The following is a 16,560-nucleotide window of genomic DNA, read 5'->3' as shown; positions in this document are numbered from 1 at the left end:
CGGGCGGGCATGCAGACCTCCAAGACGATCGTGGCGATCAACAAGGACGCCGAGGCCCCGATCTTCGACCTGGTCGACTACGGCGTGGTCGGCGATCTCTTCGACGTCGTCCCCCAGCTCACCGAAGAGGTCAACACCCGCAAGGGCTGACCCACTTCACGTAGCGCACAGCGGGCCTGATCGGCAGTCTTGCCGATCAGGCCCGCTGTGCGGCACGGAACGTACGAGATGTGGTCGCCGGTGAAGGCGAGTGAACGCTAGCCGAGGACAGCGGGGCGCTCACCGGGGGCGCCGGAGGGCCGACGCGAGGTCTTCCAGGTGCTGCGCCACCGGGCCGACGGTGAGCAGGCCGCTGCCCGCTCCCGCCAACTCTCCTGCTGCCGGAGTCAGTTCGGCATGGGCTCGCTCCATCGTCTCGCGGTCACCCAGCTCGATCGCGGCTCGCCCTGCCAGGCACCACAAGGCTTCGAGCAGCAAATCCCGTGGCGGGTCCGGGAGTTGGCGCAGCGCCTGCGCCGCCTCGGTGCGCCGGTCCTGGGAGAGCAGCACCAAGGGGCGGGCCCAGGGCTCGTAGGGCCCCCAGTCCGTGGCCTCGTCCAGTGGCCCGTCGATCCGTACGTCGGTCCTGGCGGACTGTCCGTGTCGTAGGCGCAGGCACAGCAGGGCGAGCGGCAGCAGGCCGCGCTCCAGGCCGGGCATGCCCGCTCCGTCCAGTCGCGCGGCGGCCTCCCGGTAGGCGGCCTCGGCTGCCGGTGCCTGCCCGGTCGCGGCCAGGCGCAGCGCCGCGTACCACTGGGTGAACACACCCACCAGCGGCAGTTCGTGACGGTCCGCCAGCAGATCGGCGGCTGCCGCGTGGCCGTCGGCGCCCGGGAAGTCCGCGAGCGCGCTGCGGGCCTGGAGGCGGATCAGGTGGCCCAGGACCTCGTAGGTGGCCAGGCCGTGCCGGGCGGACAGGGCGACGAGCTCGGCGCCGATCGCGTCCCGGTTCGCCGCCAGACCCGTGCGGTGGAAGGTCTGCATGAACTGGCCGTTGAGGGCGAACGCGAGGAGCGCGGGGTCGTCGAGGCGGCGGGCGATCTCCTCGGCCTGCCGGGCGGCCTGGGGCCCGCGCGCCGAGCTGGTGCCGCGTGACTCCAGGGCGATGGTGGCGAGGAGGCGGGCCCGCGCCGCCGGGTGCGCGTCCGGCCGGAGCGCGGCCAGGGTGCGTTCGGCCGCCGCCACGACCTGCGCTGCCTGGTGCGGGTCGTCGACGCGGGTCCAGATCGCCGGGACGTCGTACGCGCCGATCACGCGGGCGGTGAGGTCGGCGTCGCCCAGCTCCTCCGCCGCCTCGACGGCCGCCACGCGGTGCTCGCGGGCCGCTTCGAGGCCGCCGCCTCCGGTCACCGCCAGGTTGCGCAGCAGGCCCACCGTCGAGTCCAGCCGGGCGCGGGCGCCTGCCGCCACGGTCCGGTCATAGGCGGTGGCGGCCTGGGCCCACACCCGTTCCGCGGCGCCAGGGGCCCGGGGCGGCGCGGGGTCGAGATGGCGGGCCTGGCCGAGGATGTCCGCCTCCAGGCGGCGCAGCGCCGGGCCGGGGTCCACGCCCAGCTGCTCCACGAGGAGCGCGCGGGCCCGGCGCAGGACGGCGAGCGCGTCGCCCTGGCGGCCGGTGCGGTAGAGCGCCAGGGCGAGGAGCCGCCAGGCGTCCTCGCGCCAGGGGTGCTCGGCCACGTGGGCGTCCAGGTCGGGCACCGCGTCGGCGGCACGTCCCAGACCGAGGCGCGCCTCGGCCCGGCGCTCGACGGCGTGCAGGCGCAGTTCGCCCAGGCGGGAGCGCTCGGCGCGGGCCCAGGTCCCCTCGGGGAAGTCGGCGTAGGCGGGCCCGCGCCACCACCCCAGCGCCTCCTCCAGGCGGTCGAGGGCGTCCTGCGGCGGCAGGGTCGCGGCGTCGGTCACCGCCTGCTCGAAGCGCCAGGCGTCCACCGCGGCGGGCTCGGCGCGCAGGGCGTATCCCGGGCCCTCGGTGACGAGGAGCCGGGCGGGCGTGCGGGGCGGGCGCTCCGGTTCCAGGGCGCGGCGCAGCGCGGCGACGAAGGTGCGTACCGCCCCGACCGCGTCCTGGGGCGGGTCCACCCACAGGTCGTCGACCAGGCGGGCCACGGGGACGACGCGGCGGCGGGCGACGATCAGCCGGGCGAGCACCGCGCGGTGCCGCGGCCCCTTCAGCGCGACGGCTCCCCCAGCGCCGTCCCAGGCCACCACCGGCCCAAGGACCCCGAATGCGACCGGCACCCTGAACCACCCTTCCGTGAGCATCGTCCCTGGTCACGGTAGCGCGCTCATCGGATGCTCATCGGCGCCCCGCAGGCTCGGAGGCACCTGTTCCGGCGCTGCGAAGGACGCGACCATGACCCCTGCCATCGAGAACTTCACCCACCGGCGCGTGCCCGTCGCGGAAGGCGTCAGCCTGCACGTGGCCGTCGGCGGTTCGGGTCCGCCGGTCGTGCTGCTGCACGGTTTCCCGCAGACCCATCTGATGTGGCGGCACGTCGCCGCCGATCTCGCCGTCGACCACACGGTGATCTGCCCGGACCTGCGCGGCTACGGGGCGAGCGACAAACCCGCGGAGACGGACGGAACGACGTACTCCAAGCGCACGATGGCCGCCGACGTCGTCGCCGTGGCGCGCGCCCTTGGACACGACCGCTTCGCGCTGGCGGGGCACGACCGCGGCGCCCTCGTCGCGTTCCGCGCCGGGCTCGACCATCCCGGCACGATCACGCACCTGGCCTGCCTCGACGTGCTGCCCACGCTGGACATGTGGGACGTGATGCACGGCGTCACCGCCGCCGTCGGCTTCCACCTCTACCTGATGGCCCAACCCCCGGGCCTGCCCGAGCAGTTGATCGGCGCCGCCCCCGACGCGTTCTTCGGCCACTTCCTCGACGTCTGGACGAACGACCCGGGGGCGATCCCCGCCGACGTACGCGCCGCCTATCTGGACGCCTGCCGCGCCGCGGTGCCCTCGATCGTCGCCGACTACCGCGCCTCCGCCGGTGTCGACGTCGACCACGACCGGACCGACCGGGACACCGGCAGCCTGCTGCGGATGCCGGTCACCGTGCTCCAGCAGGACTGGGGCTCGGCGCTCGGTTTCGACGCGGCGGCCCTGTGGAGCGCCTGGGCGCCCGACCTGCACCACACGCCCGTCACCTGCGGCCACTTCATGGCCGAGGAATCCCCCGCCGAGATCGCCGGGGCGCTGCGCGGCCTCCTGGCCCGCTGAAGCCCCGTCACCGACGCGCCGCGCGGCCTTCCGCCGGGCCCTCCTGGTCGGGCTTTCCCGGCCTGGGCGCACGCAGCAGGCTGAGGCAGTCGTCTCCTTCGCCCCGTCAAGGGCTCGCGCGCCCTGCCGGGCCCTGGTCGAGCAAGTGGGCCAGGGCGGCGGCCGCGTCGGCGGCGTAGCGGCCGGTGAGGGTGCCGGGGGCGTGGATCGCCTGCTGGGCCAGGCCCGCGGTCAGGGCGCGGACCGCGGGGGCCAGGTGCGCCGCCTGTTCGGGAGTGGTGCGGGCCGGCGTCGGGGCGGCGGGGTCGATGACCCGGTCGGTCAGAATTCCGCGGACCAGGTCCATGATCTCGCCCGTGTGCCGGGCGAGGGTCCCGGCGAGCTCGGGATCACGCAACGCCAGGGACGCCGCCTCCACTTCGAAGGCGTACCACTGCGCGGCCGGTTCTTCCGCGGCGGCGCGATGCATCACCGTGGCGAGGCCCCGGAGCACCTCGCGCAGGGAGAGGTCCTGCCTGGCGGCGAGTTCTTCGAGGCCGGACCGCAGGCGGTGTGCCAGGTGTTCGACGGCTGCGGCGAGCAGGCGGTGCTTGCTGCCGAAGAGGGAGTACACGGCGCCCGTCGTCAGGCCCGCGCGGGCGGCGATGTCCTCCAGGCGCGCCGCCGCGTAGCCGTGCGCCGCCATTTCGGTCAGGGCCGCGTCGAGGAGGGCGGTGGTGTTGCGCTGCCGGGCCTCGGCTCGTTTCATGGGGTGTCTCCTGAGGGCCTGTTGTCCGTGGAGTCATCTTCGGGCGAGCCGAGGCCCAGTCGCCGTACCGTCGCCAGCGCGGCGCCGATCTGTACGGCCACCAGGCGGCGCAGCGGGAACGGCTCGGCCCGCAGGGCGCCTTCCGCGCTCGCGCACCAGGAGTCGAAGAGGGCGTCCGCCTCCTCCGCGGCGGCGCGTATCGCCGGTGGCCGGTTGCCCGCGGCCTGCTCGACGGCGAGCTGACGCCGGAGCTGCCCCGCACCCCTCAGCCGCAGCATGTGCACCAGGCTCCGCACCCCGAACACCTCACCCACGGAGGCCTCTTGGCCGTCGTACGTCGCGGACAGGGCCTCGTGTGCGGACGCCAGCACGGCGCTCTGCTCCAGGATGTCGGCGATGGCCGGACGCATCGGCGACGGCACGGTCAGACGCGGCAGCACCCGCTCGTACAGGTCACCGAGTCTGCGTGCGCCGTCCCGGAGCTGGCCCGCGCTCCCGGTCAGCACGGCGGCATGGGCGCGTCCGCTGCCGGACGCGTCGCCCGCCCTCGGGTCGTGCCACAGGGGCACTTCGGTGATCAGTGTGGTCGTGCCGTGGCGTTCGCCGTAGTGCGCGCTGGAACCGCCGTGGCGGGCCTCGCCGCCGCCGTGCGCGGCGGTCGCGGCCGCCAACTGGCGCGCGGTGGGCATCAGATGGACGCCGGGGCCCGCCTCGGGCCAGCCCGCCGTGTCGACCGGGCTCAGCGCGAGCGGCATCTCCTGGGCCGCGGCCACGGCCGCGAGGTCCTGGGCCGCGCCCGGCACGTCGTGGCTGAGGATGAAGAACGCCCCGCCGAAGTCGGCGTTGTGCAGCGAGTACTGGAACTCCGGGCGCAGTTCGTCGATGACCCGGGCCAGGGCCTGGGTCTCGGGCAGCGTCCGGTCGAACCAGCCCTCTTCGTCCAGGACCGGGAAGGTCCACTCCGGCTGGTCGGCGAAGGCGGGCCGGAAGAAGTGCGTGTGGTAGTGGCGGATCGTGTAAGGCCCGCCGAACCAGGCTTCGTTGAGGCGGGTGCCGTCCGGGTCGATGCAGGGGATGAAGTTCCAGGTGCACCCGGCGTCCTCCCGCAGGGCGGGCATGGCGGCGACGAGGCGGGCCAGATGCAGGACGGTGAGCAGGCCGACGGGCTCGTTGGGGTGCGGGCCGCCGACGATCAGGGCGTGCCGGGGGCCGTGGCCCACCGACAGCATCCGCAGCGGATCGCCCAGGCGCGAGGTGCCTATCCGGCGGAGCCGGCAGACGTCGGGGTGTTCGTGCGCCAGTCGGGCGACTGCCGCGTTCAGCTCGTCGACCGTGCGGAACCGGTCGATGTCCGGTAAGCCGGACAGATGGCTGTTGGCTCCACTCTCGACCATGACCACTCTCCAGTAATCTCGATTATTCCCGTAATTCATATTACTGAATTCGCTTCCGGGGACGACCGGGTGCGTATGCTCGCCGCAGATTTCTGTTCGCGGATTTCTGTTATCTCCGTGCGCTCCCGCGATCTCCCAGGTGTAAGGCCACAACGTGCCGACGAAGAAAGCGAGTGAGGCAGTCCATGATCGGTGAACACGATCCTCTGGTGACGGCGGCGCAGACCGGGGACCAGCAGGCGCAGGACGAGCTGGTGGCCGGATATCTGCCGCTGGTCTACAACATCGTCGGGCGGGCGCTCGACGGCCATGCCGACGTCGACGACGTGGTGCAGGAAACGATGCTGCGGGCCCTGGCGGGCCTCGCGTCGCTCCGCGACCCGGCGAGCTTCCGGTCCTGGCTCGTGGCCATAGCCATGAACGAGATCCGCAGGCACTGGCAGCAGCGCGCGTCCGGGCAGAAGGCCCCGAGCCCGCTCCACGAGGCGTACGACGTCGTGGACCCGGGCGCGGACTTCGTCGACCTGACGATCATCCGGCTCGGCCTGGTGGGGCAGCGCCGCGAGGTGGCCGAGGCCACCCGCTGGTTGGACACCGACGACCGCGCGCTCCTGTCGCTGTGGTGGCTGGAGGTCTCCGGCGAGCTCACCCGGGCCGAGGTCGCGACCGCCATGGAGCTGCCGACGCAGCACGCCACCGTCCGGGTGCAGCGGATGAAGACGCAGCTGGAGACGGCCCGGATCGTGGTCCGCGCGCTGGCCGCGGAGCCCCGTTGCCCGTATCTGAGCGAGGTGGTGGCCCCGTGGGACGGCACGCCGTCCGGCCTCTGGCGCAAGCGCCTGGCCCGGCACGTCCGTGACTGCGCCGTGTGCTCGGGCCACGGCGCGGGCCTGGTGCTCGCCGAGCGGCTGCTCGTGGGCGTCGCCCTGGTGCCGCCGACCGCCGCGCTGGCCGCCCCCGGCGCGATACGCGCGGCGAACGCGGCACACACGCAGTACCTCACGGCCGACCCGCACCACCTGGCCGCCGACGCGCCGCACATACCGGCCGACGCACACGCCACTGCCCCGAACACGTACGAGATATCCGGCTCCCGGAGCGCGGGCGCCCCGGCGAGACATGCCGCGCAGCGCCGCCGGGCACCCCGCAAGGGCCGCACGGTGGCCGCGGGCATCGCCGTGCTCGTCGTCGCGACCGGGGTCATCTACTCGGCCACCCGCCCCACGGACGACGAACAGACCGAGGCGCAGTCCGTCACCGCCTCGCAGCCGCCCTCCTCGGCGGCTCCCTCCACCACGGCCCCGGCGAAGAAGCCCAGCAAGTCCCCCTCCGCCTCCCCCAGCAAGAAGCGGAAGCCGTCCCCCAAGCCCACGCCGTCGAAGACCAAGACGGCGAAGCCCGAGGCGACCACCCCGAAGCCCACCCGCACCAGCAGCGCGCCCCAGGCGCCGCAGGCCCCGGCGGGCAACTCCTACAGCGCGGAGGTCACCCGGCTCGCCAACGCCGAGCGCGCCAAGAGCGGCTGCGGCCCGCTGACGCTCAACAGCAAGCTGGGCGACGCGGCGCAGGGCCACTCCGACGACATGGCCGAGCGCGACTTCTTCGACCACACGAACCCCGACGGCGAGGACCCCGGCGACCGGGTCACGGACGCCGGCTACAAGTGGAGCACCTACGGCGAGAACATCGCCGCGGGTCAGCGCACCCCGGCCGCGGTCATGGACTCCTGGATGAACAGCTCCGGCCACCGCGCCAACATCCTCAACTGTTCCTTCAAGGAGATCGGCATCGGCTACCGGCAGGGCAGCGGAGGCCCCTGGTGGACGCAGAACTTCGGCGCGCGCTGAGGGCGCGGTGAGCACCGGCCGCGGAGGTCGGCGGGGCCAGGGTTCGACGGGCGCGAGCGCCTGCGTTCGAATAGCGTGAAATCAATAGGAATCCCCCAGAAGGAGGCCCTCGCGATGTCCGCGCACCCGGAAGGAACGCCCTGCTGGGCGGACGCGATGTTCCCCGACGTGGAGGCCGCGAAGAGCTTCTACGGCGAGGTCCTCGGCTGGACGTTCGACAGCGGCTCGGAGGAGTTCGGCGGCTATACGCAGGCACGCTCGGACGGCAAGGCCGTGGCCGCGGTCGTCCCGCAGATGGGGGGCGTGGAGGGCCCCGCCGCCTGGAACCTCTACCTCGCCACGCCCGACGCCGCCGCGACGGCCGCCAAGATCCGCGACAACGGCGGAACGCTCGCCATGGAACCGACGCAGGTCGGCGACTTCGGCACCATGGTGACGGCCAAGGAGCCCAGCGGCGCGTACTTCAGTGTCTGGCAGCCGGGCACCCACAAGGGCTTCGAGAAGATCGGCGAGGCGGGCGCGTACTGCTGGGCGGAGCTGACCACACGGGACCCGGCGGCGACGGACGCGTTCCTGCCCGCCGTCTTCCCCTTCGACGTGAAGTCGATGGACGTCGACGACGTCGACTTCAGCGTCTTCCAGGTCGGTGACCAGCCCGTGCTCGGCCGGCTCAAGATGACCGACGACTTCCCGCCGGACGTGCCGCCGTTCGTCAACGTGCACTTCGCCGTCGACAACTGCGACGCCGCGATCGCCACCATCACCAAGCTCGGCGGCCAGCTGCTCTTCGGCCCGATGGACAGCCCCTTCGGCCGCTTCGCCACGGTCGCCGACCAGCAGGGCGCCATCTTCAGCATCATCGACCTGATGACCACGGAGGGCGAGATGCCCTCGTTCACCTAGGCCGTCCCGAAGCTCTGGTCCTCCCGTGGCTCCGGACCGTCCCGAAGCTACGGCGCTCGCGTGAACGCCCGGCGGTAGGACCTCGGCGGCACGCCCCGGCGGCGTACGAACTGCTCGCGCAGGACGGCCGCGCTGCCGTACCCGACCCGGCGGGCGATCCCCTCCACCGGCAGGTCCGTGGTCTCCAAGAGCTCCTCGGCGCCGCTCAGCCGCAGGTTCACGAGCCAGGCGTGCGGGGTGGTGCCGGTGGCGGCGGTGAAGCGGCGGGCGAAGGAACGCCTGCTCATCAGGGCGCGGCGGGCCAACTCCGCGACCGGCAGCGGCTCGTGCAGATGCTCGCGGGCCCAGGCGAGCACCTCGGCGAGCCGCTCGTCCCGGCAGTCCTCCGGCACGGGGGCGGCGAGGTACTGGGCCTGTCCGCCGTCGCGGTGGGAGGGCAGGACCAGATCCCTGGCGATGGTGTTGGCCGTGGCGGCGCCGTACTCGCGTCTGAGCAGATGCAGGCTGAGGTCGAAGCCCGCGGCCGCCCCCGCGCCCGTGACGACCTGCCCCTCGTCGATGTACAGCGCCTCGGCCTCGACGGTGACGTCCGGGTGGCGCCGGGCGAGGAGCTCGGCGAAGCGCCAGTGGGTGGTGGCACGCCGCCCGTCGAGCAGCCCCGCCGCGGCCAGGGCGAACGCGCCGACACAGTGCCCTGCGACCAGCGCGCCCCGCTCGTGCGCGGCGGTGAACGCGTCGAGCACGGCGGGCGCGGGCGGCGTGCGGAAGTCGGCCCAGGGCAGGGCGATCACGAGGTCGGCGGAGGCGAGCCGCTCCAGGCCGTGCTCCACGGTGATCGGCAGCCCGGCGTCGGAGCGGACCTGCCCCGGCCGGTCGGTGCACAGGGCGAAGTCGAAGCGGGGCAGTCCGGAACCCCGCTCGTCGAACACCTCGGAGACGATGCCGGCGCCGAGGATGCCGACGCCCGTCGGGGCGTAGGCGGCGATGGTCACGAAAGGCGGCATACGGGAGTGTGGCACAGCGTGGCACGTTTCCTGCGATCAGTGGCAGAAGGGCCACTTTCCGCGGTTGGCCCCGCCCGGAAGACTCATGGTCATGACGAACACACAGACGGACGCGAACACACTGACGGACGCACAGACGGACACGCGGACAGACGCACAGGCGGACGCCCCGCTCGGCAGCAGCGCCGTGTACACGATCCTGACCACCGGCTACACGGGCTCCACCGGCCCCGGAGTCGCCGCCACCGTCTCCTACGTCCGCGACGCGGACCGGCACGTGATCGTCGACCCGGGCATGGTGGCGAGCCGCAGCCGGATCCTGGACCCGCTCGCGGAGTTGGGCCTCGGCCCGGACGACATCACCGACGTGGTGCTCAGCCACCACCACCCGGACAACACCATGAACGTGGGCCTGTTCGGCCGGGCCCGGGTCCACGACCACAAGGCGATCTACGAGAACGACCAGTGGACCGACCGGGACGCCGAGGGCTACGAACTCGCCCCGTCCCTGCGGCTGATCCGCACGCCGGGCCACAGCCGCGAGGACATCACGCTGCTCGCGGGCACCGCCGAGGGCACGATCGCGTTCGTGGGCGACCTGTGGTGGCGGCCGAACGGCCCGGTCGACGACCCGGTCGCCCCGGACCACACGGTGCTGCGGACGTCACGTCAGCGGGTCCTTGCCGCCGCCGACGTGATCGTGCCGGGCCACGGTGGCGCCTTCAAGGCCGACGAGTCGGCGCCGCTCTAGCCGCACCGGCCCCACCGTCTTCCCGATCCCCGCCTTCACAGGCGCCGCCAGCGCGCGGAGGCGAAGGAGAAGACCCCGAAGAGGATGAGCCCGGCCGCCACGGCGGCCAGGAGCCAGGGGCCGACGGGGGTGTGCGAGAAGCTGCGGAGCGTCGCGTCCACGCCCTTGGCCTCGTCGGCGTCGTACTGGACGGCCGCCGTCACGATGAAGACGCCCGCCGCGGCGAACACGGCGCCGCGCGCGACACCGCCGGCCACCCCCAGGCCGGTGACGGTCTGCCGGGTACGGCCGGTGAGGGAGCCGAGGTCGAGCTGCCGCAGGAAGCGGCGCATCATCGCCCGTACGGCGAGCACGACGCCGACGCCTATCAGCACGCAGCCGCCGACCCCCACCAGGATCCTGCCGTAGGGAAGTTCCAGTGCGGTCGCCGTCCAGTCCTTGGACTTGGCGTCGCCGCTGGAACCCCGGCTCCCGGCGGCGTACGTGGCGGTCGCCCAGCAGACGAAGGCGTAGAAGATCGCCCTGCCGCCGTCGAGGGCCCGCGACGCGGGCTTGCGGCGCGGCCCGCGCTTCAGCACCGCGCGCGAGCCGCGCCACAGCGCCATGCAGCCGAAGCCGACGACCAGCGCCCACAGCATCACCTCGCCGAAGGGCTGCTCGGCGACCTGGGCCAACGCACCCTCCCGGTCGGCCTGTTCGCCGCCGCTGCCGAGGGCTATCTGCAGGGCCAGCGCACCGATGAGGACATAGACGACGCCGCGGGCGACGAAGCCCGCCCGGCCGGCCGCCGTCAGTGATTCGTTCTCCGCCGAGCGGCGGACCGCGGCCTTCTTCGTCCGGCCGCGTGTGTGCACTCGAGACGGCGTCATCGTGTCCTCCCAGAAACGTGGGCGCGCGGTACGCGCCCGGTCCCCGAGTGCCCCGGTCAGCGGTCGGTCATGCCTGGTGGCCCGTGTCCCGGCAACCTCAGATGGCGCCCGAGAGCAGGAAGGCGGCCACCAGCAGGCCGAAGCCCACCGGCGCGACCACGAGAAGCGACAGCATCGGAACCCATCCGATGAACCCCTCGCGGATGGTGCGGCCCGCCTTGAGGCGGCCGTGCGGGCGGCTCACCTCCGTTCGCAGGTCGAGGCGTTCGGCGGCGCGGTCCGACACGACCACGCCCGCGCCCCGCGGCCTGCTCAGCAGAGCCCTGCGGACCAGGGCGTCGACCGTCTCCTCCCCGCCCGCGAGCTTGTCCAGGACGAGCCGCACGCCGTGCGCGTCGGTGAGGATCAGCCGGTCGTCGGTCCTGGTCTGGCCGGGCACCTCCATGCGGCCGACCTTGGTGAGCCGGGCGAGGTCGAGGGTGTGCCGCCCGGTCAGGGTGCGGGCGGACAGCAGGTCGCCGTCGTGCGGGCGGGCGCGCCATCCCATGTGGGCGTAGGCCGCCACCAAGGCGCTGATGAAGAGCGAGACCAGGTTGAGGAAGAGGTATCCGTCGTCGATCAGGCGGGCCCGGATCAGCAGCACGGGCACCACGAACATCAGGGGGTCAGGAGGACGACGCCGTCGGCGACGCGCCGCGCCGTTCGTCCTTGTCCGGCGGACACGTCCGCGTCTCCGGCGGCGTCTGCGGTGCTCCCACGAGAGTTGATCGTCACGGCGGCGACGCTATCGCGTGCGGATCGCCGGTCGACGGGCGCCTCAGAGCAGCGCTCCGCCGGACCTGGCTCCCGACGGCGGCGCGGTGATGTGCGGACACCCCACGGCTCCCGGCACGAAGTCCATGCCGCACTCCTCCGCCATCACGGCGAAGAACTTCCGGCCGTCGGTGGACTGCCGCGAGGTGGTCCAGGCGTACGTGGACCAGGGGTCGGCGGCGCGGTGAAGCGCCTCGCGTCCCAGGCCTATGCCCTGCCAGGGCCCGGCGATCGCGATCGTGTTGATGCGGGCGGCGGCGCAGGAGTGGCACACCTGGTAGTCGACGTGCCCGATGTCGTGGCCCCTGCCGTCCAGGAGCGTGATGACCTGGTGGCCCGCGGGCACCGTCGCCGGGGCGGACCGGTAGACGACCGCCTGCGGGCAAGGCGGAGGCGGCCTTCGGAACTTCACCGCGGCGCCGCGCGCACGCGGGCTGCCGGGTGACGACACGTGACTTCGTCGGCACGGGACATGGCGAGCACAGTAGACACAGGACACGCCGCCCGTACATCCCCGTAGGGGGTGGCGTTTCCTGCCTGGCGAAGCGGCATCGGACGGGCCATCAGACCGGCTTTCGCGGTTCCATCAGGCGGGCGAGCAGGTCGTCCAGGCTGACCAGGCCGGTGAGGCGGCCCGACGCGTCGCAGAGCACGGCCAGCGAGGCACGGCGGCGGCGCAGCTCCTCGACGGCGTGAGCGACGGTGTCGTCGGCGGCGAGCTCCGGGACGGGGCGCGCCAGCTCGCGGGCGGTCAGGGCGCGGCTGCGGGCCCGCGCCACCAGGGCGTCACGGGCGTGCACCGAGCCCAGGACGGTGGCGCCGTCCGTGACGAGCAGCCGGGTGCGGTCGCTCGCCGCTGCCACCTCCAGCACCTCGTCGATGCTCGCGTCGGCGGGGACGGACGTGATCTGCGCGGCAGCGGTCCGGAGGTCGCCGACCGCCGTCAGCGGCGCGGTGAGCGAGGTGGTGATCAGGCCCGAGTCGGCCTCGCTGATCAGCCCGAGCCGCCACGACTCCTGGACCAGGTGGCCGAGTTGCTCGCGGTTGTGGACCGAGGTGAGCTCGTCGCGCGGGGTGACCTTGCACAGGCGTACGAGCGCGTTGCTGACCTTGTCGAGGAGGCCGAGCAGGGGGCGTACGGCCTTGACCACGGCCCGGAAGGGCGGGGTGAGCAGCATCGCCGAGCGCTCGGGGTGGGCGATGGCCCAGGACTTGGGGGCCATCTCGCCGACGACCATGTGCAGGAACACCACGACGACCATGGCGAGCGCGAAGGCGATGCCGTAGCTGAGCCCGGCGGGCAGGCCCAGTTTCTCCAGGAGCGGGTCGAGTTCGTGGGAGATGGCGGGCTTGGAGACCGATCCGAGGCCCAAGGTGCAGACGGTGATGCCGAGTTGGGCGCCGGCGAGCATCAGGGACAGCTCCCGCATGCCCGCGAGCGCGGATTTGGCGCCGCGCTGTCCGGCGGCGACCGCGCGCTCCATGCGGTGTCGCTTGGCGGCGACCAGGGCGAACTCCGCGGCGACGAAGAAGCCGCTGGCGATCAGCAGCAGGACGGTGACGAAGAGGGCCAGGGGGAAGCTCATGCGGTGGTCTCCTCGGCGGTCGGCACGTCCGCCGCCGGCAGGCGCTCGATCCGTACGCGCTCCGGGACGTGGCGGTCGAGGCCGAGTACGGCGACGGACACCCGGCTGCCGTCGGACAGCTCCACGGTCAGCCGGTCGCCGATGGCCGGGAAGCGGCCGAGCCGGTCGACGACGAGTCCGGCCACGGTGTCGTAGTCGTTCTCCTCGGGCAGGTCGATGCCGGTCGCGTCGGCCACCTCGTCCAGGCGGCGGCCCGCGTCGACGAACCAGCCGCCGCCGTCGGCGACAGCGAGTTCGACGACGGTGTCGGACTCGTCGGCGATGTCCCCGACCAGTTCCTCGGCGATGTCCTCGTACGTCACGATGCCCGCCACGCCCCCGTGCTCGTCGAGGACGACGGCGAACTCGTCGTCCCGCTCGCGCATCTGCGCCACCGCGCCCGGCAGCGGCAGCGTGTCGGGCAGCAGCAGCGGGCGCCGGGCCTGTTCGCCCGCCGTGGTGCGGCCGAAGCGGCCGGCGGGCAGCCGCATGAGCTCGCGCACCCCGAGCACGCCCGCGACGTCGTCGGGGTGGTCGCCCATGACGGGGTAGTTCGAGTGTCCGTGCGCGGCGATGAGCCGCACGGCCTCGTCCGCCGTGGCGTCCTTGCGCACGAAGGTGACGTCCGCCCGGGGCACCATCACCTCGTCCAGGGTGCGCTCGGAGAACTCCAGGGCGTGGTCGAGGAGTTCGGCGCTCTCGCGCGGGATCTGGCCGTGCTCGTGGGACTCGCCGATGAGGTGGCTGAGCTCTTCGAGCGTGGCGCCGTGGTGCAGTTCCTCGACGGGCTCGATGCCGATGGCGCGCAGCAGCCGGTTGGCGGCGCCGTCGAAGACGCGGACGACCGGGCCGACGACCTTCAGGTACGCCAGCGTGGAGGCGGCCAGGGACTTCGCGAGCCGCTCGGGGACGGCGAGCGCGAGGTTCTTGGGGGCGAGCTCGCCGAGGACCATCTGGAGGACGGTGGCGAAGACGAAGCCCAGGACCACGGAGAGGGCGGAGACGGCGCCGTCCGAGAGGCCGGTGCCGTCCAGGGCGGGCTTCAGGAGTCCGGACACGGACGGCTCGGCGAGGAAGCCGACGACCAGGCCGGTGACGGTGATCCCCAGCTGGGCGCCCGACAGCATGAACGAGAGCCGCCCGAGGACCTGCACGGCACGGGCCGCCCGCCGGTCCCCCGCTTCCGCCTCACGGGCGAGAGCGAGGCGGTCCGCGGCCACGTACGCGAACTCCTGCGCGACGAAGTAGCCGGTGCCCGCGGTCAGGACGAGGACGGCGAGCAGGCCGAGTACGGCGGACAGCAACAGTGGCTCCGTTCCGATGAAGGGGCGTGCCGGTCGTTGTGGTCGTTGTCGGGGGCGTGCCGGTCATTCTCGGCGCGGCCGGGGCATCCCGCCACGCGTCGGGCGAGCACCCCGGCCGCACGACGACAGTGGGTGTAGAAGTATGGCTAACTTCTACACCCACTGTAAAAGAATCGCAAAGCCGCGTGGTCAGACGTCGCGTCGGCGCAGGCGCCACGCGGCCACGGCGACGAGCAGCAGCGTGTACGCGGCGACCAGGCCCAGCGAGGGCCAGGCGCCGAGGCTGCCGACCGTCTCCGGGCTCGCGTCCGAGGTCTGCGTGAGCTTCTCCAGGGCCGCCGTCGGCGTCGCCCCCGCCACCCAGCGCTGGAGGTCGCCGAGCAGCGGTCCGAACAGGGACGGCAGCAGCAGGACGCCGACCACCGTGACGACGGCCCCGGCCGCGTGCTTCAGGAGGGTGCCGACCGCCAGGCCGAGCAGCCCCACGAGCGCGAAGAGCCCGGCGATGCCGAACAGCGCGGGCAGGGGTTCCCCGGGGGCGTAGGTGCCGTCCTCCAGGATCGCGCCGCCGAGGAGATACGCCGCCGCGCAGGAGACGAGCCCGGTGGCGTACAGCAGGCAGACCAGCAGCGCCGCCTTGGCGGCGAGCACCCGGCCGCGGCGCGGTACGGCGGTGAGGGTGGCGGCGATGGTGCCGCTCGCGTACTCGCCGCACACGGTCAGCGCGCCCACCGCGCCCGCGACCATCAGCGAGACGACGCCGAGGGTGAGGCTGCCGCCGAGCACCGTGTCGTCGGGCTGCAGGCTGCCGCTCAGGCCGACGAACACGGCACCGACCACCGTCAGTGCGCCGGTCACCAGGAGGGTCCAGCGGGTGGAGCGCAGGCCCGCGAACTTGGTCCACTCGAAGGCGAGGGCCTCGCGGAAGCCGGGGACGCGCGGGCTCGTCGTCACTGTCGTGGCCTGTGTCGTCGTTGCTGTCTTCGTCACTGGCTTCGTCATCGGACCGGTTCCTTTGCCTCGTCCCGCGCATGGGACTCGTACGTCGTCGCCGTGCCCCGGTACTCCACCGAGGCCCGCGTCATGTCGGTGTAGACCTCCTCCAAGGAGGAGAAGACCGGCGTGAGTTCGTGGATCGCCAGGCCTTGGGTGCGGGCCAGTTCGCCGATCTCGGCGGGTGTCAGGCCGCCGACCCGCCAGCCGCCGCGCGCGTCCAGGCGCACGGACGCGCCCGCCGTCTCAAGGAGGGTCCGCATCCGCTGCGCCTCGGCGTCGGGCGTACGCAGCAGGGTGGCGCCCCGGGAGTTGGTCTCGATGAAGTCCCGCATGTCCGTGTCCGCGAGGAGCCGGCCGCGGCCGATCACGATCAGGTGATCGGCGGTCAGCTCCATCTCGCTCATGAGGTGGCTGGAGAGGAACACCGTCCTGCCGTCCGCGGCAAGGGACTTGAGCAGGTCGCGGATCCAGCGGATGCCTTCGGTGTCCAGGCCGTTGACCGGCTCGTCGAGGATGAGGACGCCGGGGTCGCCGAGCAGCGCGGCCGCGATGCCCAGGCGCTGGCCCATGCCGAGCGAGAGCCCCTTGGCGCGCTGACCGGCGACGTCGGTGAGGCCCACCGCTCCGAGGACCTCGTCGACCCGTCGTGCGCCGATTCCGTTGCTGCGCGCCAGGCCCAGGAGGTGCTGTCGCGCGGTGCGTCCGCCGTGCACCGCCCTGGCGTCCAGGAGCGAGCCGACCTCGCGCAGGGGCGCCGCGAGGCGGTCGTAGCACCGGCCGTCGACCGTGACCGCGCCGCCGCTGGGCGCGTCGAGGCCCAGGATCATGCGCATGGTGGTCGACTTCCCGGCGCCGTTGGGGCCCAGGAAGCCGGTCACGCGGCCTGGGCGGACGGTGAAGGTGAGCCGGTCGACGGCCGCCTTGCAGCCGTACCGCTTGGTGAGTTCCCGTGCTTCGATCATGCCGTCGACGCTACGGAGGCCGGGCACCCCGGACATCTGCCGACGGGAGTCGGTGGCTACTCCCCCGGGAGTA

General features: G+C 73.2%; 15 protein-coding genes and 1 pseudogene. 5 read left to right on the top strand and 11 right to left on the bottom strand.

Annotation, left to right across the window (positions count from 1 at the left end):
* Positions 1-150: pseudogene (locus ACIGXX_RS43670) on the top strand (electron transfer flavoprotein subunit alpha/FixB family protein); the annotation flags it as partial.
* Positions 151-279: 129 nt separating this feature from the next.
* Here ACIGXX_RS43670 and ACIGXX_RS43665 read toward each other — a convergent pair.
* The gene (locus ACIGXX_RS43665) at positions 280-2,277 is read right to left on the bottom strand and encodes a BTAD domain-containing putative transcriptional regulator (RefSeq protein ID WP_399984813.1); all 1,998 of its coding nucleotides are present in this window, start codon (positions 2,275-2,277) and stop codon (positions 280-282) included.
* Positions 2,278-2,392: 115 nt separating this feature from the next.
* Here ACIGXX_RS43665 and ACIGXX_RS43660 point away from each other — a divergent pair, with 115 nt between their 5' ends.
* Positions 2,393-3,271: an alpha/beta fold hydrolase gene (locus ACIGXX_RS43660; protein WP_399984811.1), complete on the top strand. Its 879-nt coding sequence runs from the start codon at positions 2,393-2,395 to the stop codon at positions 3,269-3,271.
* Between the two features lie 106 nt (positions 3,272-3,377).
* On the opposite strand, the gene ACIGXX_RS43655 is transcribed toward ACIGXX_RS43660, so the two are convergent.
* On the bottom strand, positions 3,378-4,019 hold the full coding sequence (locus tag ACIGXX_RS43655; protein ID WP_399984809.1) for a TetR/AcrR family transcriptional regulator: 642 nt from the start codon (positions 4,017-4,019) through the stop codon (positions 3,378-3,380).
* Positions 4,016-5,413, bottom strand: a complete 1,398-nt coding sequence (locus ACIGXX_RS43650) for a M14 family zinc carboxypeptidase (RefSeq protein ID WP_383827132.1) — start codon at positions 5,411-5,413, stop codon at positions 4,016-4,018. The genes ACIGXX_RS43655 and ACIGXX_RS43650 overlap by 4 nt, the downstream gene beginning before the upstream one ends.
* 185 nt (positions 5,414-5,598) lie before the next feature.
* On the opposite strand from ACIGXX_RS43650, the gene ACIGXX_RS43645 reads away from it, so the two are divergent.
* Positions 5,599-7,260, top strand: coding sequence for a sigma-70 family RNA polymerase sigma factor (locus tag ACIGXX_RS43645; protein ID WP_399984804.1), 1,662 nt, complete (start codon positions 5,599-5,601; stop codon positions 7,258-7,260).
* A gap of 114 nt (positions 7,261-7,374) precedes the next feature.
* Positions 7,375-8,163: a VOC family protein gene (locus ACIGXX_RS43640; RefSeq protein WP_351173760.1), complete on the top strand. Its 789-nt coding sequence runs from the start codon at positions 7,375-7,377 to the stop codon at positions 8,161-8,163.
* A 47-nt stretch (positions 8,164-8,210) separates the two neighbouring features.
* On the opposite strand, the gene ACIGXX_RS43635 is transcribed toward ACIGXX_RS43640, so the two are convergent.
* A complete protein-coding gene (locus tag ACIGXX_RS43635) occupies positions 8,211-9,167 on the bottom strand; it encodes a GlxA family transcriptional regulator (RefSeq protein ID WP_399984799.1) in 957 nt (318 codons plus the stop codon).
* Between the two features lie 91 nt (positions 9,168-9,258).
* Here ACIGXX_RS43635 and ACIGXX_RS43630 point away from each other — a divergent pair, with 91 nt between their 5' ends.
* On the top strand, positions 9,259-9,918 hold the full coding sequence (locus tag ACIGXX_RS43630; RefSeq protein WP_351173755.1) for an MBL fold metallo-hydrolase: 660 nt from the start codon (positions 9,259-9,261) through the stop codon (positions 9,916-9,918).
* Between the two features lie 35 nt (positions 9,919-9,953).
* On the opposite strand, the gene ACIGXX_RS43625 is transcribed toward ACIGXX_RS43630, so the two are convergent.
* The 7 genes from ACIGXX_RS43625 to ACIGXX_RS43595 all read right to left on the bottom strand — a co-directional run bounded on the left by ACIGXX_RS43625 (position 9,954) and on the right by ACIGXX_RS43595 (position 16,487).
* On the bottom strand, positions 9,954-10,787 hold the full coding sequence (locus ACIGXX_RS43625) for a DUF1206 domain-containing protein (RefSeq protein WP_351173752.1): 834 nt from the start codon (positions 10,785-10,787) through the stop codon (positions 9,954-9,956).
* A 97-nt stretch (positions 10,788-10,884) separates the two neighbouring features.
* The gene (locus ACIGXX_RS43620) at positions 10,885-11,445 is read right to left on the bottom strand and encodes a hypothetical protein (RefSeq protein WP_399984794.1); all 561 of its coding nucleotides are present in this window, start codon (positions 11,443-11,445) and stop codon (positions 10,885-10,887) included.
* Between the two features lie 159 nt (positions 11,446-11,604).
* Positions 11,605-12,012 (bottom strand): hypothetical protein, encoded by a 408-nt coding sequence (locus ACIGXX_RS43615; RefSeq protein WP_361473738.1) that lies wholly within the window; start codon positions 12,010-12,012, stop codon positions 11,605-11,607.
* A 151-nt stretch (positions 12,013-12,163) separates the two neighbouring features.
* Positions 12,164-13,186 (bottom strand): CNNM domain-containing protein, encoded by a 1,023-nt coding sequence (locus tag ACIGXX_RS43610; protein WP_361473735.1) that lies wholly within the window; start codon positions 13,184-13,186, stop codon positions 12,164-12,166.
* Positions 13,183-14,526, bottom strand: coding sequence for a hemolysin family protein (locus tag ACIGXX_RS43605; RefSeq protein WP_366464469.1), 1,344 nt, complete (start codon positions 14,524-14,526; stop codon positions 13,183-13,185). The genes ACIGXX_RS43610 and ACIGXX_RS43605 overlap by 4 nt, the downstream gene beginning before the upstream one ends.
* A gap of 192 nt (positions 14,527-14,718) precedes the next feature.
* Positions 14,719-15,531 carry an ABC transporter permease subunit gene (locus ACIGXX_RS43600; RefSeq protein WP_399984789.1) on the bottom strand — a complete coding sequence of 271 codons (813 nt, stop codon included), beginning with the start codon at positions 15,529-15,531 and terminating at the stop codon, positions 14,719-14,721.
* Entirely contained in the window at positions 15,528-16,487 is a 960-nt protein-coding gene (locus ACIGXX_RS43595) for an ATP-binding cassette domain-containing protein (protein WP_399984787.1), read from the bottom strand. The genes ACIGXX_RS43600 and ACIGXX_RS43595 overlap by 4 nt, the downstream gene beginning before the upstream one ends.
* Positions 16,488-16,560 lie beyond the last annotated feature (73 nt).

Origin of the sequence: Streptomyces sp. NPDC055243, from assembly GCF_044544025.1 — a bacterium.
In the GTDB taxonomy this organism is placed as follows: Bacteria; Actinomycetota; Actinomycetes; order Streptomycetales; family Streptomycetaceae; genus Streptomyces.
The sequence above is the reverse complement of the archived record's forward strand: the minus strand, read 5'-3'. Positions and strand labels throughout refer to the sequence as shown.

What these genes read in the sequence shown, in the direction of transcription:
- ACIGXX_RS43600 (WP_399984789.1), bottom strand. Translation starts at nt 15,531, where the DNA reads ATGACGAAGCCAGTGACGAAGACAGCAACGACGACACAGGCCACGACA.
- ACIGXX_RS43610 (WP_361473735.1), bottom strand. Translation starts at nt 13,186, where the DNA reads ATGAGCTTCCCCCTGGCCCTCTTCGTCACCGTCCTGCTGCTGATCGCC.
- ACIGXX_RS43625 (WP_351173752.1), bottom strand. Translation starts at nt 10,787, where the DNA reads ATGACGCCGTCTCGAGTGCACACACGCGGCCGGACGAAGAAGGCCGCG.
- ACIGXX_RS43645 (WP_399984804.1), top strand. Translation starts at nt 5,599, where the DNA reads ATGATCGGTGAACACGATCCTCTGGTGACGGCGGCGCAGACCGGGGAC.
- ACIGXX_RS43650 (WP_383827132.1), bottom strand. Translation starts at nt 5,413, where the DNA reads ATGGTCGAGAGTGGAGCCAACAGCCATCTGTCCGGCTTACCGGACATC.
- ACIGXX_RS43595 (WP_399984787.1), bottom strand. Translation starts at nt 16,487, where the DNA reads ATGATCGAAGCACGGGAACTCACCAAGCGGTACGGCTGCAAGGCGGCC.
- ACIGXX_RS43640 (WP_351173760.1), top strand. Translation starts at nt 7,375, where the DNA reads ATGTCCGCGCACCCGGAAGGAACGCCCTGCTGGGCGGACGCGATGTTC.
- ACIGXX_RS43620 (WP_399984794.1), bottom strand. Translation starts at nt 11,445, where the DNA reads ATGTTCGTGGTGCCCGTGCTGCTGATCCGGGCCCGCCTGATCGACGAC.
- ACIGXX_RS43630 (WP_351173755.1), top strand. Translation starts at nt 9,259, where the DNA reads ATGACGAACACACAGACGGACGCGAACACACTGACGGACGCACAGACG.
- ACIGXX_RS43655 (WP_399984809.1), bottom strand. Translation starts at nt 4,019, where the DNA reads ATGAAACGAGCCGAGGCCCGGCAGCGCAACACCACCGCCCTCCTCGAC.
- ACIGXX_RS43660 (WP_399984811.1), top strand. Translation starts at nt 2,393, where the DNA reads ATGACCCCTGCCATCGAGAACTTCACCCACCGGCGCGTGCCCGTCGCG.
- ACIGXX_RS43635 (WP_399984799.1), bottom strand. Translation starts at nt 9,167, where the DNA reads ATGCCGCCTTTCGTGACCATCGCCGCCTACGCCCCGACGGGCGTCGGC.